The sequence below is a fragment of the Bradyrhizobium sp. URHA0013 genome, assembly GCF_000518345.1.
Lineage (GTDB): Bacteria > Pseudomonadota > Alphaproteobacteria > Rhizobiales > Xanthobacteraceae > Bradyrhizobium.
This window is the reverse complement of record NZ_JADK01000006.1, coordinates 163,033-182,482: the sequence shown is the minus strand read 5'-3', so window position 1 is coordinate 182,482 and position 19,450 is coordinate 163,033. Positions and strand designations below refer to the sequence as shown.

General features: G+C 63.3%; 21 protein-coding genes. 14 read left to right on the top strand and 7 right to left on the bottom strand.

Features of this window, described 5'->3' with window-relative positions; genetic code table 11:
• The first annotated feature begins 137 nt into the window (after positions 1 to 137).
• Positions 138 to 494, top strand: a complete 357-nt coding sequence (locus N551_RS0108510; protein WP_007612800.1) for a hypothetical protein — start codon at positions 138 to 140, stop codon at positions 492 to 494.
• Between the two features lie 46 nt (positions 495 to 540).
• On the opposite strand, the gene N551_RS0108505 is transcribed toward N551_RS0108510, so the two are convergent.
• Both N551_RS0108505 and N551_RS0108500 read right to left on the bottom strand, forming a co-directional pair.
• Complete coding sequence (locus tag N551_RS0108505) at positions 541 to 1,116, bottom strand: hypothetical protein (protein WP_027566606.1); 576 nt, start codon at positions 1,114 to 1,116, stop codon at positions 541 to 543.
• Positions 1,117 to 1,162: 46 nt separating this feature from the next.
• Positions 1,163 to 1,690 (bottom strand): GcrA family cell cycle regulator, encoded by a 528-nt coding sequence (locus tag N551_RS0108500; RefSeq protein ID WP_027566605.1) that lies wholly within the window; start codon positions 1,688 to 1,690, stop codon positions 1,163 to 1,165.
• A 166-nt stretch (positions 1,691 to 1,856) separates the two neighbouring features.
• Between N551_RS0108500 and N551_RS0108495 the strand changes: the two genes are divergently transcribed.
• Positions 1,857 to 2,465, top strand: coding sequence for a S24 family peptidase (locus N551_RS0108495; RefSeq protein ID WP_007612810.1), 609 nt, complete (start codon positions 1,857 to 1,859; stop codon positions 2,463 to 2,465).
• Positions 2,466 to 2,561: 96 nt separating this feature from the next.
• The gene (locus N551_RS0108490; protein WP_027566604.1) at positions 2,562 to 2,837 is read left to right on the top strand and encodes a hypothetical protein; all 276 of its coding nucleotides are present in this window, start codon (positions 2,562 to 2,564) and stop codon (positions 2,835 to 2,837) included.
• Between the two features lie 39 nt (positions 2,838 to 2,876).
• On the opposite strand, the gene N551_RS0108485 is transcribed toward N551_RS0108490, so the two are convergent.
• The gene (locus N551_RS0108485) at positions 2,877 to 3,851 is read right to left on the bottom strand and encodes a quinone oxidoreductase (RefSeq protein WP_027566603.1); all 975 of its coding nucleotides are present in this window, start codon (positions 3,849 to 3,851) and stop codon (positions 2,877 to 2,879) included.
• A 224-nt stretch (positions 3,852 to 4,075) separates the two neighbouring features.
• Between N551_RS0108485 and N551_RS0108480 the strand changes: the two genes are divergently transcribed.
• The 3 genes from N551_RS0108480 (at position 4,076) to N551_RS0108470 (ending at position 6,753) form a co-directional block, all read left to right on the top strand.
• Positions 4,076 to 4,276, top strand: a complete 201-nt coding sequence (locus N551_RS0108480; RefSeq protein ID WP_027566602.1) for a hypothetical protein — start codon at positions 4,076 to 4,078, stop codon at positions 4,274 to 4,276.
• A gap of 147 nt (positions 4,277 to 4,423) precedes the next feature.
• The gene (locus N551_RS0108475; RefSeq protein WP_007601482.1) at positions 4,424 to 5,371 is read left to right on the top strand and encodes a MoxR family ATPase; all 948 of its coding nucleotides are present in this window, start codon (positions 4,424 to 4,426) and stop codon (positions 5,369 to 5,371) included.
• Positions 5,372 to 5,376: 5 nt separating this feature from the next.
• On the top strand, positions 5,377 to 6,753 hold the full coding sequence (locus N551_RS0108470) for a VWA domain-containing protein (protein WP_027566601.1): 1,377 nt from the start codon (positions 5,377 to 5,379) through the stop codon (positions 6,751 to 6,753).
• Between the two features lie 18 nt (positions 6,754 to 6,771).
• On the opposite strand, the gene N551_RS0108465 is transcribed toward N551_RS0108470, so the two are convergent.
• Positions 6,772 to 6,954 (bottom strand): hypothetical protein, encoded by a 183-nt coding sequence (locus N551_RS0108465; RefSeq protein WP_027519316.1) that lies wholly within the window; start codon positions 6,952 to 6,954, stop codon positions 6,772 to 6,774.
• Between the two features lie 351 nt (positions 6,955 to 7,305).
• On the opposite strand from N551_RS0108465, the gene N551_RS0108460 reads away from it, so the two are divergent.
• Complete coding sequence (locus N551_RS0108460; protein ID WP_027566600.1) at positions 7,306 to 7,527, top strand: hypothetical protein; 222 nt, start codon at positions 7,306 to 7,308, stop codon at positions 7,525 to 7,527.
• A 216-nt stretch (positions 7,528 to 7,743) separates the two neighbouring features.
• A complete protein-coding gene (locus tag N551_RS0108455) occupies positions 7,744 to 9,063 on the top strand; it encodes a dicarboxylate/amino acid:cation symporter (RefSeq protein ID WP_018456682.1) in 1,320 nt (439 codons plus the stop codon).
• Positions 9,064 to 9,073: 10 nt separating this feature from the next.
• Here the strand turns inward: N551_RS0108455 and N551_RS0108450 are convergent, their stop codons facing one another.
• Both N551_RS0108450 and N551_RS0108445 read right to left on the bottom strand, forming a co-directional pair.
• Complete coding sequence (locus N551_RS0108450; RefSeq protein ID WP_027566599.1) at positions 9,074 to 10,444, bottom strand: hypothetical protein; 1,371 nt, start codon at positions 10,442 to 10,444, stop codon at positions 9,074 to 9,076.
• A 97-nt stretch (positions 10,445 to 10,541) separates the two neighbouring features.
• The gene (locus N551_RS0108445; RefSeq protein ID WP_027566598.1) at positions 10,542 to 11,801 is read right to left on the bottom strand and encodes an allantoate amidohydrolase; all 1,260 of its coding nucleotides are present in this window, start codon (positions 11,799 to 11,801) and stop codon (positions 10,542 to 10,544) included.
• A gap of 403 nt (positions 11,802 to 12,204) precedes the next feature.
• Here N551_RS0108445 and N551_RS0108440 point away from each other — a divergent pair, with 403 nt between their 5' ends.
• From N551_RS0108440 to N551_RS0108415, 6 genes are read left to right on the top strand one after another with little or no spacing between them, the layout of a single operon-like run.
• Positions 12,205 to 13,317 carry a BMP family ABC transporter substrate-binding protein gene (locus N551_RS0108440; protein WP_027566597.1) on the top strand — a complete coding sequence of 371 codons (1,113 nt, stop codon included), beginning with the start codon at positions 12,205 to 12,207 and terminating at the stop codon, positions 13,315 to 13,317.
• Positions 13,314 to 14,426, top strand: a complete 1,113-nt coding sequence (locus N551_RS0108435; protein ID WP_027566596.1) for an ABC transporter permease — start codon at positions 13,314 to 13,316, stop codon at positions 14,424 to 14,426. The genes N551_RS0108440 and N551_RS0108435 overlap by 4 nt, the downstream gene beginning before the upstream one ends.
• Position 14,427: 1 nt before the next feature.
• Positions 14,428 to 15,354: an ABC transporter permease gene (locus tag N551_RS0108430; protein ID WP_027566595.1), complete on the top strand. Its 927-nt coding sequence runs from the start codon at positions 14,428 to 14,430 to the stop codon at positions 15,352 to 15,354.
• An 11-nt stretch (positions 15,355 to 15,365) separates the two neighbouring features.
• The gene (locus tag N551_RS0108425) at positions 15,366 to 16,049 is read left to right on the top strand and encodes a cysteine hydrolase family protein (protein WP_027566594.1); all 684 of its coding nucleotides are present in this window, start codon (positions 15,366 to 15,368) and stop codon (positions 16,047 to 16,049) included.
• Entirely contained in the window at positions 16,046 to 17,578 is a 1,533-nt protein-coding gene (locus tag N551_RS0108420; RefSeq protein WP_027566593.1) for an ABC transporter ATP-binding protein, read from the top strand. The genes N551_RS0108425 and N551_RS0108420 overlap by 4 nt, the downstream gene beginning before the upstream one ends.
• Before the next feature lie 13 nt (positions 17,579 to 17,591).
• The gene (locus tag N551_RS0108415) at positions 17,592 to 18,077 is read left to right on the top strand and encodes a nucleoside deaminase (protein ID WP_027566592.1); all 486 of its coding nucleotides are present in this window, start codon (positions 17,592 to 17,594) and stop codon (positions 18,075 to 18,077) included.
• Between the two features lie 134 nt (positions 18,078 to 18,211).
• Here N551_RS0108415 and N551_RS0108410 read toward each other — a convergent pair whose 3' ends face one another.
• Positions 18,212 to 19,321 (bottom strand): hypothetical protein, encoded by a 1,110-nt coding sequence (locus tag N551_RS0108410; protein ID WP_027566591.1) that lies wholly within the window; start codon positions 19,319 to 19,321, stop codon positions 18,212 to 18,214.
• Positions 19,322 to 19,450 lie beyond the last annotated feature (129 nt).

Genomic DNA, 19,450 nt, shown 5'->3' with positions numbered 1-19,450 from the left:
GGGCCGCATTTGTTTCCGGCGGTGAACCGTTTTTGAGGAGCAAACGACAAAGCGGTGGCGAAACAGCCACGCAGATCACGGGCGCCATGGCCGATGCATTGATCGATTCGGCGCCCCAGAAACCAAAGGACGACGGCATGCTTTCTCGCTGCGATCTCATCAAGGGCGCCGCAGTCGCGCTTCTCACCTTCTCGATACAAGGCGCATGGGCGCAGGAGACCAGGATGAACCTGTTCAAGATCGTCACCATCAAGGACGAAATCGTCGTCGGATTGTCGACGGAGGAGCTTCAGGCGCTCGGCGGCAATGATGCCAGCGCCGTTGCACATGCTCTGGCACAGAAGGGCGATCTCACCGTCTGGCAATACAACGTGCATCGCGGTCCGAACGGCGAATTGCAGCAAGCGCCGACCGCCAGAATCGGGCTTTTGGCCAACGCGTCGCTCCGGGTCGAGCCGTATACCACGACCTACCAGATCCTACCGCATCCCTAAGCAGCAGACCGGCGCGCCCGCGACCGAGGTCGCGGGCGCGCCCTTGTCATCTGCGTTGCCCTGCACGCCGTGCCCCCGTTTCCGTCGCAAAGCCGTAGATCAGTGCCAACCGGTCCAGGCATTCACGAAAACGTCGAGAAAAATAGTCGGTCCAGCGTTGCGTACGAACGGCGCGACGCTGGCCGATCTCGTCCATGGTCAGGCCCAGCACCAACACGTCGTGCACTAGCGCGGCACCGTCAGTGCCGAGTTCGCGCTCAATCCGGTTCAGCCGCAGCACCGCCTGACGTTGGCTCTCGGTAACCGGCTCGCGCGTGCGCGCGCCATCGACATATTCGCGGGTCGGGTCCATCGCCTGAGGGCCACGCTCGGCCCTCTCCCAATCGTTCTGGAAGGCGCGCCCGCCGCGATACTGCGCCTCGTCGATCTGATGGTGCGCGTGCAGCCGGCCGAGCGGATCGCTGCGGATCGACCGCACGGCCATGATCTTCTCGCCGGGGTCGAGCGCCAGCGGATTGTCCACCTCGACTTCCGCGATCTCCGCATTGAACGGTATCTCACGCGAGCGTCGATCGTAGACATCCGCCAGTTTGTAAGACCTGTTGCGTCGGACACGTGCCACTCGGATACTCCTTGCGAAATTGACGATTGAACGGGCGGTCGTCAGGTCAGGCGGCAGAGACCAGCCTCAGCACGACGGGGCCGGCGACGCGAGCGGATCCAGCTCCGGCGCGGCGCGTCAGGCGCGCATGCGGCGTGCAATAGCTCGAGCCCGGCTCGCGCGGATGGCCGCAGAAGGTGATCTCCTCCCCGTCCTTGTCGCCGCCATAGGGATAGCGACAGTCCTCGCCAGCGAGTTCGACCAACGGGACCAGGCGCGGCTGGACGCCGACGCAGCGCAATTTGACCTGCGCGGCAGGCTTCATCGCAGATTTCGGCGGCAGGCTCAGCACCGTAGGGCGGTGCGGCAGGACAAGACAGCCCCCAGACGGCAACACTGGGACGATCGACGGGCTCGCCGTCCGCACCTGCACGACCAGCCCGAGCCGCTTGGCGCGGCCGACCACCGCGTTGCGCGTGTAAGACGTTCCAAACCTTGCGTTAATCTGTCTTCCGATCTCCGCATAAGACATTCCCTTGAGAAAATAGTCGCGAAGCGCGTCGGAGTGCTCCGACGGCCAATGGCCCGGTTCCATGCTGCTGTCCTGTGATGCGCCTCCTCCGATCGCACGATCGCGAGGCGAAGCGCACATTCCGGTATTCCGAAGTCAGAGTCAAGCGATAATTCTGATATTCATAATTGCATCAATTCCGAATTTCGGATTACAAGAGGCGGAACGATGGACAATCGAGGGAATCACCATGTTGGACGCTGCAATGATCGAACGGGGCCTGGAAAAGACAGGCAAGAGCAAGGGCGGCCTGGCGGCTGCCATGGGCGTACGGCCCGGCGCGGTCTCGGAGATCCTCGGCGGTGAACGCCTGGTGAAGGCTTCGGAAATCATTCCGATCATGGAATATCTCGAGCTCAATCTCGCGCCGATCATGGGCCGCGTCGGCGCCGGTGCCGTGATCGAGCCGGATTATGAGCAGGTTCCACCGGAAGGCCTAGGCGACATCGCGCTGCCCTTTCCGATCATGGAGGAGACCATCGCATTCGAGATCGTAGGCGATTCGATGCTGCCCAAATACGAGAGCGGCGACGTCATCGTGGTCTACAAGGACCAGCGCCATCCCCTGTCGAGCTTCTACGGCGAGGAGGCCGTGGTGCGGCTCAAGACCGGCGAGCGCTATCTAAAGACGATCGAGCGGGGCAAATCCCCCTCCGTCGTCAATCTCAGCAGCTTCAATGCCAAGCAGATCGTCGGCGTGAAACTGGAGTGGGTCGGCGAGATCTGCCTCTCCATGCCCAAGGGGCAGCTGGAGCGGCTGCGCGCCAAGTCGGCGCGCCCTCGCAAGAGGAGCAAGTAGGCTGGAATTTCCGTTTTTGCGAAATGCGCCTTGACTTGATTCCGTTTTTCGGAAATACTCTGCCGTGCCCGACATGGGGCACGGCAGGATCGTTTCATGCAGTATTTTGTCGTGATGATCGATTATGGGCGCCGCGGCCGCGAGGCGGTCGTCGACCCTGAAATCACCAGGCGTGAGGTCATTTCCCGCGTTGCCTCAGGTGAATATGGGAACATCTCGTTCATCCACGAGATCGCGGAGAGCTCGGTCGAGGACATTACCGAGGCCATCCTCGCCGAGGCGGCCCTCCCGGAGATCCAGCCCGAAGAAGTCGACTTACAGGCTATCCGCCTCGATCACGCCCAGGATCTGCGTAAGCACGAGCCGACGTGACGCAAGGCCAAGCGGCCTGCGCCACAGCCCGATCGGAGATCACACCGTGAGGACGGTCGATCCCGTGGTCTTGCGCGCGGCGAGATCGGCATGCGCCTTGGCGGCATCCTTCAGCGGATAGGTCTGGTGCACCTCGATCTTGACCGCGCCGGACTTGACGACGTCGAACAGCTCGCCTGCCATCGCGACCAGGCTCTCACGCTTGGCGGCGTAGGTGAACAACGTCGGCCGGGTGACGTAGAGCGAGCCCTTCTGCGCTAGCAAACCGAGATTGAGCGGCTCGACGGCGCCGGACGACGCACCGAACAGCGCGGCGACGCCGAGCGGCGCGAGGCAGTCGAGCGACTTCAGGAACGTATCCTTGCCGACGGAGTCATAGACCACCGGCACCTTCTTGCCACCAGTGATCTCATCCACGCGCTTCACGAAATCCTCGCGGCTATAGATGATGACATGGTCGCAGCCATGCGCCTTGGCGAGCTTGGCCTTTTCGTCATTGCTGACGGTGCCGATCACGGTCGCGCCGAGATGCTTGGCCCACTGGGAGAGAATCAGGCCGACACCACCGGCTGCCGCATGGAGCAGGATAGTGTCGCCGGCTTTCACACGATAGGTCTGCCGGATCAGATATTGCGTGGTGAGCCCCTTCAGCATCATCGCCGCCGCGGTCTTGTCGTCGACACCGTCCGGCAGCTTCAGCAGTCGGTCGGCCGGGATCAGCCGCGCCTCGGAATAGGCGCCGAGCGGCGAGGCGCCGTAGGCGACGCGATCGCCCGGCTTCAGATCGGTGACACCGGGCCCGACCTCCTCAACGACACCAGCGGCCTCGCTGCCAAGCCCGCTCGGCAGTTGCGCCGGGTAAAGGCCCGAACGGTTGTAGATGTCCACGAAGTTGAGACCGACGGCGGTATGGCGGATTCGTGCCTCGCCCGGTCCGGGCTTGCCGACACTGACCTCCTCCCAGACCAGCACTTCCGGACCACCAGTCTTGTGAAAGCGAATGGCATGCGTCATGGGCGTTGCTCCCTTATCGTTGAGGTCAAAATCCGAATACCGGATCGGGCTTTTGAAATAGGTATTTGGTCCGCCCGTCACAGTACAGAGACGTAACAAGAATGTCACAGCGAACGACAAACCTCCGCCGTTCCGCCTCTGTTCGAAAGAGTTGATGTCGGCCTTGCGCCAGCCGGCAGTAGCCTTCGCGCGGGTTTGGAGGTCGTCTGCGAAGGAGAGCCGAGATGCCAGCTTATGTACAGCATCATCAGGATATCGAGATCGCGCCTGTGATTTGCCCTGCTTGCACGGGGTTCCTTCCAATGTATGTGCGCGAGGTCGAACCGCATTGGAGGCTTGCCAAGATCGACTTCGTCTATGAATGCGCCGATTGCGGCGCCGAGGTCAGACAGACGATCCGCAAGCCGGAGTTGCTGCGGCACTGATCGCGCGGCTGGTGGCTGCTCGACTATTTGCGCTGAGCGGAAAAAACGCCCATTCGCGCGGGTCTGGGCTCTCCCAAACGAGGCTTGTTCTTTGCCGTGAACGCAGGCAGAACAAGCCTCAATCAAGACCTTTGGGAGCGCCTTTTCGTGGCTGAACAGAAGCCCTCGACAGCGATCGAGGCAGTGGAGAGCGGCCTCGCCGCGCAAGGCTACATCGCGAGCCGGCAGATCGCGACCGCCGTGTATTTGTCGCAACAGATCGAGAAGCCGATCCTGGTCGAAGGCCCCGCGGGCGTCGGCAAGACCGAGCTTGCCAAGGCGATCGCGGCCTGGCGCGGCCTGAAGATGATCCGCCTGCAATGCTATGAAGGCCTCGACGAGGCCAAGGCGCTCTATGAATGGAAATACGCCAAGCAGCTTCTCTACACGCAGATCCTCAAGGACAAGCTCGGCGAAGTCCTGGGCGGCGCGCAGACTTTGCACGCTGCACTTAATCAGCTCCACGATTTCGGCGACGTGTTCTTCTCCAAGGAGTTCGTCGAGCCGCGGCCGCTGCTGCAAGCGCTGGAGCAGCCGGGCGGCTGCGTGCTCCTGATCGACGAGATCGACAAGTCGGATGCGGAATTCGAATCGCTGCTGCTGGAAATTCTCTCCGACTTCCAGGTCACGATTCCGGAACTCGGCACCGTCTCCGCGATCACGCCGCCAACGGTGATCCTCACCTCGAACAGCGAGCGCGATCTCGGCGACGCCCTGAAACGGCGCTGCCTGCATCTGCACATCGGCTTTCCCGAGCAGCGGCTCGAGGAGCGCATCGTCGAGAGCCGCGTCCCCAACATTTCGCAGACGCTGCGGCGGCAGATGGTCGGCTTCATCCACGAAATCCGCTCGCTCGACCTGAAGAAGCTGCCTTCGGTCAGCGAGACCATCGACTGGGCACGCGTGCTGGTGCTCTTGCAGGCCTCGGAGCTCGACACCGAGATCGTCAAGGACACGCTCAACGTGCTTCTGAAATACGAGGCCGACATCGAGGCGGCTCAGCCTCAGATTACGACCTTCATTGCCAAGGCAGCACGATCCAACGTCTTCGGTTGACGCCGATGCGCGAGAATATTCATCGCTTCTTCCGTGCGGCACGGGGCGCCGGGGTCCATGTCTCGCCGGCCGAAAGCATCGATGCGATGCGTGCGGTCGCGCAGGTCGGCGTTTCCGACCGGACCATTCTGCGCGATGCGCTCCTTCTGACGCTCGCCAAGTCGCAGGACGAAAAGCTTGCGCTTGGTGACTGCTTCGATCTGTTCTTCAGCCAGCCGGAGCCGCGGCAGGAACAGCCTGAAGCCGACAGCAACGATGTTTCGGAGGACGCAGATCAATCTCCGTCATCCGGCGAGGCCAGCGATGCGAGCGGCGGTTCGCCTCCCGCAGAATTGGGCCCCCTCGCGCAGATGCTGCTGTCGCAGGATCGCAACGCGATCACCGCCGCGATCGCCAGCGCCTCAGGTGCGGCCTCCCTGTCCGACATCCGCTACTCCACCCAGCGCGGCATCTTCTCCAGCCGCATCCTCGACGCCATGGGGCTCCAGCGGCTACGCGACGATCTCGACGAGCTGACCGCGACCAATCCGGCACTGGCCGAGCGGCTTCGCGCCGCGCTCGATGGCTTGCGCGACGCCGTTCGCGACACTGTCGCGCAGGGGCTTGCGCTCTATGCCCGCGAGGAGGCTGAAAACCTCCGCAACGAGATTCTGCGCAACGCGCCGCTTGCCCGCATCGAGCGGCGCCATGTCGCGGAAATGCGCGCTCTCATCCGCCAGATCGCGCGGCGCCTGCGCGAGCGCTATTCGAAGCCACGCAAGCGCCAGCGGCGCGGTCATCTCGACGTCCGCCGCACGCTGCGCCGCAACGCCGCCTGGGGCGGCATCCCCTTTCTCACGGCCTGGAAGCGCAAGCATCGCGACCGGCCGAAGATCGTGGCGCTCTGCGACGTCTCGGGCTCGGTCGCGCAGGTCTCGGATTTCTTCCTGCTCCTGATCCACTCGCTGCACGAGGTGGTCGACGACGTCCATTCCTTCGCCTTCTCCTCGCATCTGATCGAAGTCAGCGACGTCCTGGAATCGAAACCACCGGAAGAGGCGATGGCCGAGATCATGTCCAAGGTCGGCTTCGGCTCCTCCGACTACGGCTCTTCGCTGGCCGATTTCGACAAGGAGTTTATGAGCACGCTGACGCCGCAGACCACGGTGATCGTGCTGGGCGATGCCCGCAGCAACAATCTCGATCCGCGCGCCGACATCCTGCGCCGCATCTCTGAGCGCTCGAAGCGACTGGTGTGGCTCAATCCCGAAGGACGTCTCGCCTGGGGCTTTGGCGATTCCGAGATGCCGCGTTATGCGACCTTCTGCAGCGTGGTGCGCCAGTGCGCCACCGCGCAGCAGCTCGAGCGCGCGGTGTCCGATATTGTGGCGACTTATCAGTAGGCCTTACCCAAGCGGACGTCAGTTTCGCATCAGCTCCGTCTGAGCCACATTGCACTCCCGGAAATGATAGGCGATCTCGTCAAGCGCGCGCTGCTCCCATTCCTGAGCTTGCGCAAGCCAGAAAACCCGGCGCTGGAAATCAAGCGCGGCGCGCTCCCGGCACAGGGATTCCTGACTACGAATTTCGACCAGTCTGTTCATGCACTCCACTCCTGCCGTGTGAAGCCATTCCCCGTGAATCAGCGTAACAGAATCCCGGACCCTTCGTCTCATGATTTCTGTGCATATTGCGACGCAGAATGGGACAGCAGCGCTTCCCGTGCAGTGCGGTGGTTCGCCGACCAATATGAAGCCCACATCATCAATATGTGATCGAGGCTCCGGACGGTCCTCGTGATCGAGCGGTCTTAACGCTTGTGGCGCAATGGCGTGCAGCAATTTGTGAAGAGGAGTTCTAAACACCTCACCGAATTCCCGACTCATTGTCGTCGCACGGTCTTCATGCAGCGCCTCTAACAGAGGCGCACGAACGGCACTACGGCTTGAGGCAACATGAGCAACGACATCGACTTCGATCTTTCGCCGGACCAATGGGAGGTTCTGAAGGCGCTTCGCAACCCGGTGTCGAACGGTCGCTTTTCCAAGGCCTATCTCATCGAGAGCCTCGTCAAGCTCGGTCTTGTCGTCGTCTGCGACGGTGTGCCGGTCATGACGCCGAATGGACGCAAGGTGCTGGTACGCGGATCGTGTCGGCTGCTGGATCTGGCGGCGTGACACGGCCACCCGCGTGCGGAACATGACGGTACGACCGCAAAATCGCCTGTCCATGTGACCGATGGCAGCTCGAACGGTGGCCCGGTGCCGATGCGGATGCCCAGTCGCACCGCAAAAGCGACCAAATAGACCTCCTCCTCAGCGGAAACCGCGACAATCTGGCACGCTAGTTGCTCCTTTCGACGATCGAGACGTCGTCAAAACGGGGGAGTCACCATGTCGACCATTGCCGCGGCCCCGGCTGCCGAGCCAAAGCCGCTCTATACATCGCTGTTCGTCCAGGTCCTGGCCGCGCTGATCCTCGGCATCATTCTCGGCGTGGCCGCGCCGGATTTTGCCATCTCGCTCAAGATTCTGAGCGACGCCTTCCTGAAGCTGATTTCGATGATCGTGGCGCCGATCGTGTTCTGCGTCGTCGTGCACGGCATTGCCGGTGCGGGCGACCTCAAGAAGGTCGGACGGGTCGGCGTCAAGGCGCTGGTCTATTTCGAGGTGATGACCACAGTCGCGCTCGTGGTCGGTCTCATCCTGGCCTACACTTTCGGCCCCGGCCACGGCATGAACATCGACCCTTCGACGCTGGACGCCAAGGCCCTCAATACCTATGCCGACAACGCCCACAAGCTTCAGGGCGGCGGCATCGGCTCCTTCCTCCTCAACGTGATCCCGAGCACCTCGTTCGACGCGTTGTCGCGCAACGACGTGCTCCAGGTGCTGTTCTTCGCCGTGCTGTTCGGCGTAGGCCTCGCACTGGTCGGCGGTGAGAAAGGCAAGCTCGTCACCTCGATGATCGATGCCGCCTCAACCGTGCTGTTCCGCGTCATGGGGCTTATCGTCCGCGTCGCTCCACTTGGCGTGCTCGGCGCAGTCGCCTACACCGTCGGCAAATACGGCGTCGGCTCGCTCAAGCAGCTCGTCTCACTGGTGGCGCTGTTCTACGTCTCGGTCGGCATCTTCGTGCTGGGCGTGCTCGGCGGCGTCATGGCGCTCGCCGGCATCAACATCCTCAAATTCCTCGCCTACCTGCGCGAGGAGTTGACCATCGTGCTCGCGACCGCCTCGTCGGACGCCGTGCTGCCGCAGATCATGAAGAAGCTGGAGCGGATGGGCGTAAAGGATTCCGTGGTCGGCCTGGTGATCCCGACCGGATATTCCTTTAATCTCGACGCGTTCTCGATCTACCTGACGCTTGCGGTCGTCTTCATCGCGCAGGCGACCAACACGCCGCTGTCATTCGGCGACCTCCTGCTGGTGCTCGGCGTCTCCCTGATCACCTCGAAGGGCGCGCATGGCGTACCGGGCTCCGCGATCGTGATTCTGGCGGCGACGCTGAACGCGGTGCCGAGCATCCCCGCGATCGGCCTCGTGCTGGTCTTGTCGGTCGACTGGTTCATCGGCATGGCTCGCGCGGTCGGCAACCTCACCGGCAACTGCGTTGCCACCGTGGTGGTGGCCGCCTGGGAAGGCGACCTCGACCGCGCCAAGGCGGCGAAGGTCCTCGACGGCGGCGAGCTCGTGGACGTAACGGCGGGGTAACGACCGCCGTTCAGTCATTCCACTGGAGGAGCGGCGTTCCATGCGCCCTCCTCCAGACGGAGAGGAAACGCGGAAACCAGGAGTGGGCTACGGCGCCCTTGTAGGCCCAGGTGCGATATTTCAGGCCCTGCTCCGAGATCAGCTCCTGATAGCCGCCGTGGACTTCGGTCGCGGTGCGAATGTCCTTCAGAATTCCCCGGGCGCAGGAACGGTAAGTATTGCTCCCCGAGAATTCGTCGTAGTCCAGCATGCGATCCGCGAACTCGACGTTAAACGTCGGCCAGGAGGACCGTCCCTGGTAGGCGGGAGCCGCGATCTTGTGGATCATCTTGTTACGCGGATTATCCGCCGACACCAGGAAGTGGAATGTGCCGGGGATGCGAAAGCGCGGCTCCGCAATGATCAGACCCGCCGTGGCCGCGAACAGCGCGCGCTCGCTTTCCTCGCTCATATCCCAGAAGCCGCGATGCACACCGACGAAATCCAGCGCGACCGAGGACACTGGCGAGCCCGTGGCGCCATCAAGAGAATGCCTGATATAGCCGCCCTTGCCGAACAGGTGGAGCAGGTCCCTCTTGTACTGCGCCAGGTCGCGTCCGAGCCGCTTCAGCTCGTTCTCGTTGACGATTCCGAGCTGCACGCCCCACACGAACGTCGTGTAGACGCAGGCATTGGTGACGAAACGCCTGCGCTCGGCGCGCGTGTCGGTTGCTGCGGAGCGCGGAGCACTGGCGTCGCACAGCAAATAGGTGGAGCCATCATCATTGAACGGTTCGAGCTCGCTTGCGAGCTGGAGGATCGCGCGCTTCAGATCACCGCAATATTCGGCCAGCAGCAGGCGGCCGGCATGCGCGCATTGCGACATCGCCAGATAGGATGACCCTCTCTCCTCGGCAGAGATCATCTGCCGCAGGCCGGCCAGAATGCCGAGCAGCGTATCCGAGGGGCGCGAGAAATAGTTCACGCCAAGATACCTGGCGCGCCCAGCCGGGACGATGGTCGTCGTGACGACGTTGGCGCGAACCGCTTCCAGCAGCAGGCGGACGCTCTTGTCGAGCAGACGAGCCCGCCGCACCGCATCCTGCGAATCCATGATGGTGTCGGGGTCGAGGACGTCGGGATAGAACCAGGCAAAGTCGCGCGGATAATACGCAGAGGCGTGCGGCGCGCCCGTGACGAGAAAGGACTCAGTCACCGCAAAGGCGCTGTCCATCGAGTGCCGGTAAAGGTCTTCGATGGCCGTGAACGGATGATGTGACTGCCTCAGGAATCGATCACCGAGAAAGTTCACGGCTTGGAGCGCGTTGGCGACGAAGGTCGCCGCCACACCTTGGTAAAATCGGTTTTCGCGATGGGATGGAAAAGAGATGCCGCTGTTCATAGGCGCCGTCGAATGGTGTCTCGTGGTTCGGCGGGAGGCCGTCGCGGCTCTAGACCTGTATGATTCGTGTCTCCATCCCGTGACTTGCGGGTTCAGTTTACCCTTTCCGCGGCCTAAAATCCTCGATCAGCCGCAGCAGCACCCGGGCGCCGGCGTCGGCATCGGCGAACTCGACATGCTCGTCCGGGTGATGGCTGATGCCGCCGCGGCAGCGGACGAAGATCATGCCGACATCGGCAATATCGATCATGGCCATGCCGTCATGCCCGGCCCCGCTCGGCAGCTCGAACACGGAAAAACCCTCCGCCTTGATTGCCTGCGCGATCTGGTCCTTCAGCCAGGGCGCGCACGGCGCGGTGCGGTTCTCGTGGGTGACGTCGAGCTGAAGCGACAGTTGACGGCGCTTTGCGATGGCTTCGATCTGCCTGACGACATCGGCGACCGCGCGCTTGCGGTGCATGTCCGTCGGTGCCCGCATGTCGATGGTGAACGACACCTCGCCCGGAATGACGTTGGTCGCGCCGGGCCTCGCCTGGATGTAGCCGACGGTGCCGACGAGTCCGTCCTCGTCGGTGCGGCAAAACTGTTCGATCGCGCCGATACATTCGGCCGCGCCCGCCAACGCATCGCGCCTGAGCGCCATCGGCACCGTGCCTGCGTGCCCCGCCATGCCGGTCAGCCGCGCGGCAAGCCGTGTCGCGCCCGCAATCGCGGTGACCACGCCGACGGGCAGGTTTTGTGCTTCCAGCACCGGCCCTTGCTCGATGTGCAGCTCGAGATAGGCAAGCAGCTCGCGCCGGGCTCGCGCGGCCGCGCCAATATGATCGGGGTCGAGCCCGAACTGCACCAGCGCGTCGCGCATGGACACGCCATCGCGGTCGCGTGTGTTGAGGGCGCTCTCGTCAAAGGTGCCGGCGACCGCGCGGCTGCCGAGCAAGGTCGAAGCAAAGCGCACCCCTTCCTCATCAGCAAAACCGACGATTTCGATCGCGAACGGGAGGCGCTTGCCGCGGCGGTTGAGATCGGCGACGCAGGCGATCGCCGTGATCACGCCCAACGGCCCGTCCCATTTGCCGGCATCGCGCACGGTGTCGTAGTGCGAGCCGAGAATCAGGCAGGGCGCGCCCGGCCGCTCGCCTTCATAGCGCCCGCAGACATTGCCGATCGCGTCGAGACGCGCACTCATGCCGGCGTCGCGCATCCAGCTCAGGAGGAGGTCCGCCGCCTTGCGCAGCTCGCTGGTCAGATAGATGCGGGTGAGCTTGTCGCCTTCTTCCGAGATCGCCGCGAGCTCATTGATCCCTCGCACGATCTCTTCGCCGAGCGAACCGGTGTGAACGGCGTTACCAGCAGCCATCTCGGCGAGCTTTCCATCTCTTGGGACCGCGGCGACGGCGATCCTGGCGCAATCGATTCAAGTTCGGTGCCAGCGAAATCACGCGGCCGACACCGTTCCAATCAGCGCGTGGTTAGCATGAATGCGGTCGCCGGCAGACCACCCGGCCCTCGTCATGCACATGTCCAGGTCGGTTAAGACTGCTTAACTCAATTGCATACAACTATAAAATATTGCCTATAATTTCATCTGCTGCTTTCCTGATCAAGCTCGAATTGCCGAAAATACCTAATTAATTTCAACGGCTTAATCAAAAATTCTCTCTCGGCAACCTCTGGCACGAAGCTTGCGACAATTGATCCCGGGCTCCGCCAGACCGGCGCAGCGCGAGATGAGGCGGTGCATCCGCCAAGGGGAGCAAGCAATGGAATTTGGCAGGATCTCACGACGTCATTTGTTGCAGGGCAGTGCGGCTCTCACGCTCGGCGCGGCGGCCGGCGCCCGCCCGTCCTTTGCGGCCGAGACGACGATCGGTTTCATCTATGTCGGCTCGCGCGACGACTACGGCTACAATCAGGCGCATGCGCAGGGCGCGGCGGCGCTGAAGAAGATTCCCGGCCTCAAGGTCGTGGAAGAAGAGAAGGTGCCGGAGACCGACGCGGTCGAGAAGACGATCGAGTCGATGATCAATCTCGACGGTGCCACCCTGCTCTTCCCGACCTCGTTCGGTTACTACAATCCGCACATGGTCAAGATGGCCAACAAATTCCCGAAGCTGCACTTCGAGCACTGCGGCGGCCTGTGGAGCGACAAGGACCCAAAGAACGCCGGCAGCTATTTCGGCTATATCGATGAAGCCCAATATATCTCGGGCATCGTCGCCGGCTATAGCTCCAAGAGCGGCAAACTCGGCTTCGTCGCCGCCAAGCCGATCCCGCAGGTGCTGCGCAACATCAACGCCTTCGCGCTCGGCGCGAGGCTTGCCAATCCCAAGGCCACCACGCAGGTCATCTTCACCGGTGACTGGTCGATGCCGGTCAAGGAAGCCGAGGCCACCAACAGCCTGATCGATCAGGGCGTCGACGTCCTCACCTGCCATGTCGATGGTCCGAAGACCATGGTCGAGAACGCCGCGCGCCGGGGCGCCATGGTGTGCGGCTATCACGTCAACCAGTCGCCGCTCGCGCCGAAGGCGTATCTCACGGGAGCCGAGTGGAACTGGGAAGCGCTGTACCCCAAGTTCGTCAAGATGATCGCCGCCGGCGAGAGCATCCCGAACTTCTATCGCGGCGGCCTCAAGGAAGAGATCGTCAAGACCTCGCCCTATGGCGAAGCGGTCTCGGCCGAGGCACGCAAGCACGCCGACGACGTCAAGGCTAAGTTCTTGTCCGGCGACGGCTACGCCATCTTCAAGGGAGGGCTGGTCGACAACAAGGGCAAGACGGTGATCGCAGCCGGCACCGATCGCGGCCAGAAGGATCCCGAGCTCGAGAAGATGGACTATCTCGTGGAGGGCGTGGTCGGGGCGACTTCGTGACGACGAAAGCTGCAGATCTCGTTGAAGCGGTCGGGACGGTTGCCCCGGCCGCCGATCCGGGATTCCTCCAACGTCACGGCGGAGCGATCGAATATATCCTGATCCCGGGCGCGGCGCTGGCCGGCGCGCTCGGGGTCTTCGGTATCTTCGTCGCGATGTTCGGCAAGAGCCCGCTCGACCTCTATTTCTACATGTACTACGGCGCGTTCGGCACCTGGTTCTCGTGGCAGAACACGTTGACGCGCGCGGCGCCGCTGATCCTTACCGCACTCTGCACGGCGCTGCCCGCCCAACTCGGCATGGTCATCATCGGCGGCGAAGGCGCACTCCTGATCGGCGCGCTGTCGGCAACCAGCGCGGCACTGGTGCTTCAGGGCATGCCGCCGCTCGTCGTGCAGATCGCCATGGTCATCGCCGGCGTGATCGGCGGCGGCCTCTGGGTCATGCTCTCGGGCGCGCTGCGGCAATATCGCGGCGTCAACGAGACGATCTCGAGCCTGCTGCTCGTTTACATCGCGCTCGCGGTCCTCAACCATCTCGTCGAAGGCGTGATGCGCGACCCCGCGAGCCTCAACAAGCCGTCAACCCGCGAGATCGGCGCGGCCAACATGATCGGATCGATCCCCGGCACCGACGTGCATTGGGGTCTCGTGTTCGGCCTGATCGCCGCGATCGCCGCCTATATCCTGATCTATCACACCGTGTTCGGCTTCGCCGCGCGTGTTGCCGGCGGCAACATCCGCGCTGCGAAGATCGTCGGCCTCAATGTCAGCAAGCTGATCCTGACCATCTGCTTCCTCGCCGGCGGCGCCGCGGGCCTTGCCGGCATGGTCGAGGTCGCCGCCGTGCAGGGGCGCACCAACGCCAACCTCGCCGCGGGCTACGGCTTTACAGGGATTCTCGTCGCCTTCCTGGCGCGACAAAATCCGCTCGCCATTATCCCCGTCGCGATCCTGCTCGGTGGTATCAGCGCCAGCGGCGGGCTGTTGCAGCGCCGCCTCGGATTACCGGATGCATCCGTGCTGGTGCTGCAAGGCATCATCTTCGTCTTCGTGCTGGCCAGCGATGCGCTTTACGGCCGCATCGGGTTTCTGAAGGGAAAGTCCTGAGATGGCAGACGGCTCGATCGGACTCTGGACCGTCCCGCTCGCCGTGCTCGGCGGCGCCATTCGCGTCTCGACCCCGTTCCTGTTCGTGAGCCTGGGCGAATGCATCACCGAGCGCTCAGGCCGCATCAATCTCGGCCTCGAAGGCACGCTGGTGATGGGCGCGATGAGCGCATATGGCATTTCCTATCTCACGGGATCGCCGTGGCTGGGCGTGCTCGCCGCTGGCATCACCGGTGCGCTTCTGGGCGCGCTGCATGCCGGCATCTGCTCGCTGCCGCGCGTCAACGACGTCGCGGTCGGCATCGCGCTGATGTTGTTCGGCACCGGACTAGCTTTCTACCTCGGCAAACCGTTGATCGAGCCGACGGCACCTCGACTGCCCGCAATCGATTTCGGCTGGTGGAGCGATATTCCGCAGGTGCGCGCGGCCCTACGGGTCAACGTGCTGTTCCTGATCGGCGTCACGCTCGCCCCAATTCTCTACTGGGCCTTCCGGACTACGCGCTGGGGCCTCCTGATCCGCACCGCCGGCGAGAGTTCGGACGCCGCGCGTGCGATGGGCCACTCCGTGCTGCTGATCCGCCTGCGCGCGACAATGGTCGGCGGCTTCCTCGCCGGCATCGGTGGCTCCTTCCTGTCGCTGTTCTATCCCGGAAGCTGGAACGAAGGCCTGTCCTCGGGCCAGGGCATCACGGCCGTGGCGCTCGTGATCTTCGCGCGCTGGGACCCCTTGTTGTGTCTGTGGGCCTCGCTCGCCTTCGGCGGCGCCGCGGCGCTGGGCCCGGCGCTGCAATCGGTCGGCGTCACCTCCGGCTACCACCTCTTCAACGCTGCCCCCTACATCCTGACGCTGGCGATCATGATCATCACCTGCTCGCCGAAGCGCACGCTGACCGGAGCACCGGCCGAGTTGTCGATCACCCGCTAGGAAGCGAAATCATGCCCGAGCGCACCATCAAGTCCGAGCCCTATGCCTGGCCGTACAACGGCGATCTCCGCCCCGAGAATACCGCGCTCATCATCATCGACATGCAGACAGATTTCTGCGGCGTCGGCGGCTACGTCGACAAGATGGGCTATGACCTCTCATTGACGCGGGCGCCGATCGAGCCGATCAAGAAAGTGCTGACGGCAATGCGCGCCCAAGGCTTTCACATCATCCACACCCGCGAAGGCCACCGTCCCGATCTCTCGGATTTGCCCGCCAACAAGCGCTGGCGCTCCCGGCAGATCGGCGCCGGCATCGGCGATCCCGGCCCCTGCGGCCGCATCCTAGTGCGCGGAGAGGCCGGGTGGGACATCATCCCGGAGCTCGCGCCGCTGCCCGGCGAACCCATCATCGACAAGCCCGGTAAGGGCTCGTTCTGCGCCACCGATCTGGAGCTGATCCTGCGCGTGCGCGGCATCGAGAACATCGTGCTCACTGGGATCACTACCGACGTCTGCGTTCACACCACCATGCGCGAGGCCAACGACCGCGGCTTCGAATGCGTGCTGTTGCATGATTGCTGCGGCGCGACCGACAAGAGCAACCATGACCACGCGCTGAAGATGATCAAGATGCAGGGCGGCGTGTTCGGCGCGGTCTCGACGTCCGACGCTTTCATCGGAGCGATTTCGTGATCGTCGGCGAAACGCCGCCGCCATCGGGCGCCTTCGGCGTCGATGCCATCGCCATGACCATGCGCTTCGGTGATTTCCTGGCGCTGGACAATGTCGCGCTGAAAGTGCGGCCGGGTTCGTTCCATGCGCTGCTCGGCGAGAACGGCGCCGGCAAGTCGACCCTGGTCAAATGCATCATGGGCTACTATCACGCCACCGAAGGCGACATCCTCGTCGGGGGCCGCGAACAGGCGATCGGCAATCCAAAGGACGCCCACGCCCTCGGCCTCGGCATGGTTTACCAGCATTTCACGCTGGTGCCGGCGATGACGGTCGCCGAAAATCTGGTGCTGGCGCGCGATGACGTGCCGGCTGTCGTGAGCTGGCCGAAAGAGATGAAGGAGCTCGAGGCCTTTCTCGCGCGCATGCCATTCAAGGTACCGCTCAGCTCGAAAGTCGCCGACATCTCCGCGGGCGAGCGGCAGAAATGCGAGATCCTCAAGCAGCTCTACCTGAAGCGCCGCTTCCTGATCCTGGACGAGCCGACTTCGGTGCTGACCCCGGCGGAAGCCGACGAGGTGCTCGGCATGCTCCGCGACATGGTGGTCAAGGGCGAGCTGACCATCCTGATGATCACGCACAAGTTCCGCGAGGTTATGGCCTTCGCCGACGACGTCACGATCCTGCGCCGCGGCAAGCTCGCCGGTGCTGGCAAGGTGTCCGAACTGACGCCGGACGCGATGGCGCGCACCATGATCGGCGCCGAGGAGCTGACGGTGCAGCCGCCCCGCTCCGGAGAGGCCGGCAAGGCGAGGCTGGAGCTGGCGAAGATGCGCGCGCGCGACGACGCCGGCGCCATCGCCGTTCATGATGTCTCCCTCACGGTCCGCGCCGGCGAGATCGTCGGCATCGCCGGCGTCTCCGGCAACGGCCAACGCCAGCTCGTCGAGGTGCTGGCCGGCCAGCGCGAAGCCGAGAGTGGCGAGATCCGCGTCGCCGGCGATCCTTATCACGCCAGCCGCGAGGAGATGCGGCGGCACAACATGTCACTCCTGCCGGAGGAGCCGCTGAAGAACGCATGTGTCGGCGGCATGAGCGTCGCCGACAACATCGCCTTTCGCGAGTTCGACCGCGCGCCTTTCGCTAGCTTCGGCTGGTGGCTCAACCGCGGTGCCTTCCGCGTCGACGCCAGGAAGAAGATCGCCCAGTACAAGATCAAGACCCGCACGCCCGACACGCCGATCTCGGCACTGTCGGGCGGCAACGTCCAGCGCGCCGTGCTGGCCCGCGAACTCGGCGGCGCCGTCGAGGTGCTGATCGCAGCCAATCCCTGTTTCGGGCTCGATTTCGCAGCGGTGGCGCAAATCCATGCCGAGATCATGGCCGCGCGCAACCGCGGCGCCGCGGTGCTGCTGGTCAGCGAGGACCTCGACGAACTCCTTGAACTCTCCGATCGGCTGGTGGTGATGTTCCACGGCGAATTCGTGTATGAAGCACGGACCAGCGAAGCCGATCTCACCGTTGTCGGCCGGCATATGGCGGGGCATTGACCAGGGGAGAGCGATGAGCGGCGGGTCCGAGCGCGACGAGCACTTCCTCCGCCTTTCCTTTGCGGTCGCCCGCCGTTCCCTCACCCACGGCAACCATCCTTTCGGCTGCATCGTCGTCGATGCTGAAGGCAAGGTCCTGATCGAGGCAGAGAACGGTTACATGCCGGATCACGACGGCACCGCGCATGCCGAGCGCCTCGCCGCCACACTGGTCTGCCGCACGCTCGGCCGCGAGGTGTTGGCGAAGGCCACGCTCTATTCCTCCGCCGAGCCCTGCGCGATGTGCGCCGGCGCGATCTACTGGGCCGGCATCGGCCGAGTCGTCTATGGCCTCAGCGAACACCGCCTGCGCAGCATTACCGGCGATCATCCGGAGAATCCGACGCTAGACCTGCCCTGCCGCGAGGTCTTTGCCAGTGGCCAGAGGCCGACAGACGTTGCGGGGCCGTTGCTCGAAGACGAGGCCGAAGCGCTGCACGATGGCGTGTGGACGAAGTAGACGCCGCCGAGCGGGCCTTGCCCCGCGCTCATTGAAGGGCTGCCTGACGGTACCCAGCCCATCCCCCAAACGAAGATGACGCCGCGGAGGTTTGACGCGGCGTCATCGTCATTCACCTGAAGAGTGTCAGGTGGTCAGAACTTCACAGTGATACCGGAGTAGAGCGAGGACTCGGTGCAGGATCCGGTGCTCACCTTCGTACCACCGACGAAGGTGGTGCAAGCAAAGGCATTGTTGTGATCGAGGCCGAACTTGTTCTGCCAGTAGCGATAGGCGACCCAGACGTCGACGAAGTGCGAGTACTTGTCGCCCCAAATCGCTTTCGAGGCATCGAGGGTCAGGCGGATTGGCTCGGAGTTGAACTCGACCTTGGTGGGATAGACGCCGTTGGCGACGCTGGCGGGAAGCGGCTCGGTGTCGGTGCCCTTCTTGCCGTACCACGCCGCGCGGCCGCTGATCGAGAAATACTGCATGTTCTGCGGCAGGAAGCCGAGGTCCATATAGTAGTTGGTTTCGATCGCCCAGGTCGGCTTGAACGACGTGTTGCCGTCGGCAATACACGGAGCGGACCAACCGGCGCCGCACTGCGAGAAGGAGTTGTGGTTGGCGAACTCCCAGTACACCAGCGGCGCGACGTTGAAGTAGCCCTTATAGGGAAGATCGAAGGCGAACTGCAGACCCGCGACAACGTCGCGCTTGGCGGCGCCGAAATACCGGTTCTCCGTGTTGGCATCCATACCAACCTCGAACGAGATGTTGTGCAGGGGGCCTTGCGTGAAGGCCTTGGTGTTGAAGATCTCGTTCCAGCCGAAGGTCGAGCGGAAAAGGCCGTAGATTTCTGTCGCGCCGGCACAGCTCGTCGGCGTCGCAGCGAAGCCCGCAGCCGGCGAAACGACCACGCCTGTGGCGGTGCAGGGGCCTGCCGGATCGTTGTGGTCCGACTTGAACATCGAGATGGTGAAGAAGTTGGTGCCGTAAGTCCAGGCATCGAAGTGGGTGAAGGAGTAGACCTGCTTCGTCGTCTTGGCGTTGATCACGCCGTTGGTGTTGGTGAACGCACCGGGCTGCGAGGCATTGAAGATGTAGGAGAAGGTGACGCGGTCGTCGATCACCAGGAAGAACGGAAGGTCGGCCGCCTTCTTGGCAGCCTTGACCGGCAAGTCGGCTGCCTGAGCCATGCCACCGGTAGCGAGCGTAGCAAGTGACAGCGCCGCCGCCGCAACTGCCTTCATACGAAACGACATCGAATACCCCCAAGTTTGGACACGTAAAAATGAACGTCCCTTGGGTGCGACACTTGCGCCGATCTCCCGGAGTGAGAAGCCTCAACTTGTTTCAAGGCATGCCGCTTGTTTGCACAGGGTGCTGCGTTT

What these genes read in the sequence shown, in the direction of transcription:
- N551_RS0108510 (WP_007612800.1), top strand. Translation starts at nt 138, where the DNA reads ATGCTTTCTCGCTGCGATCTCATCAAGGGCGCCGCAGTCGCGCTTCTC.
- N551_RS0108500 (WP_027566605.1), bottom strand. Translation starts at nt 1,690, where the DNA reads ATGGAACCGGGCCATTGGCCGTCGGAGCACTCCGACGCGCTTCGCGAC.
- N551_RS0108495 (WP_007612810.1), top strand. Translation starts at nt 1,857, where the DNA reads ATGTTGGACGCTGCAATGATCGAACGGGGCCTGGAAAAGACAGGCAAG.
- N551_RS0108490 (WP_027566604.1), top strand. Translation starts at nt 2,562, where the DNA reads ATGCAGTATTTTGTCGTGATGATCGATTATGGGCGCCGCGGCCGCGAG.
- N551_RS0108485 (WP_027566603.1), bottom strand. Translation starts at nt 3,851, where the DNA reads ATGACGCATGCCATTCGCTTTCACAAGACTGGTGGTCCGGAAGTGCTG.
- N551_RS0108480 (WP_027566602.1), top strand. Translation starts at nt 4,076, where the DNA reads ATGCCAGCTTATGTACAGCATCATCAGGATATCGAGATCGCGCCTGTG.
- N551_RS0108470 (WP_027566601.1), top strand. Translation starts at nt 5,377, where the DNA reads ATGCGCGAGAATATTCATCGCTTCTTCCGTGCGGCACGGGGCGCCGGG.
- N551_RS0108465 (WP_027519316.1), bottom strand. Translation starts at nt 6,954, where the DNA reads ATGAACAGACTGGTCGAAATTCGTAGTCAGGAATCCCTGTGCCGGGAG.
- N551_RS0108460 (WP_027566600.1), top strand. Translation starts at nt 7,306, where the DNA reads ATGAGCAACGACATCGACTTCGATCTTTCGCCGGACCAATGGGAGGTT.
- N551_RS0108455 (WP_018456682.1), top strand. Translation starts at nt 7,744, where the DNA reads ATGTCGACCATTGCCGCGGCCCCGGCTGCCGAGCCAAAGCCGCTCTAT.
- N551_RS0108450 (WP_027566599.1), bottom strand. Translation starts at nt 10,444, where the DNA reads ATGAACAGCGGCATCTCTTTTCCATCCCATCGCGAAAACCGATTTTAC.
- N551_RS0108445 (WP_027566598.1), bottom strand. Translation starts at nt 11,801, where the DNA reads ATGGCTGCTGGTAACGCCGTTCACACCGGTTCGCTCGGCGAAGAGATC.
- N551_RS0108440 (WP_027566597.1), top strand. Translation starts at nt 12,205, where the DNA reads ATGGAATTTGGCAGGATCTCACGACGTCATTTGTTGCAGGGCAGTGCG.
- N551_RS0108430 (WP_027566595.1), top strand. Translation starts at nt 14,428, where the DNA reads ATGGCAGACGGCTCGATCGGACTCTGGACCGTCCCGCTCGCCGTGCTC.
- N551_RS0108425 (WP_027566594.1), top strand. Translation starts at nt 15,366, where the DNA reads ATGCCCGAGCGCACCATCAAGTCCGAGCCCTATGCCTGGCCGTACAAC.
- N551_RS0108415 (WP_027566592.1), top strand. Translation starts at nt 17,592, where the DNA reads ATGAGCGGCGGGTCCGAGCGCGACGAGCACTTCCTCCGCCTTTCCTTT.
- N551_RS0108410 (WP_027566591.1), bottom strand. Translation starts at nt 19,321, where the DNA reads ATGTCGTTTCGTATGAAGGCAGTTGCGGCGGCGGCGCTGTCACTTGCT.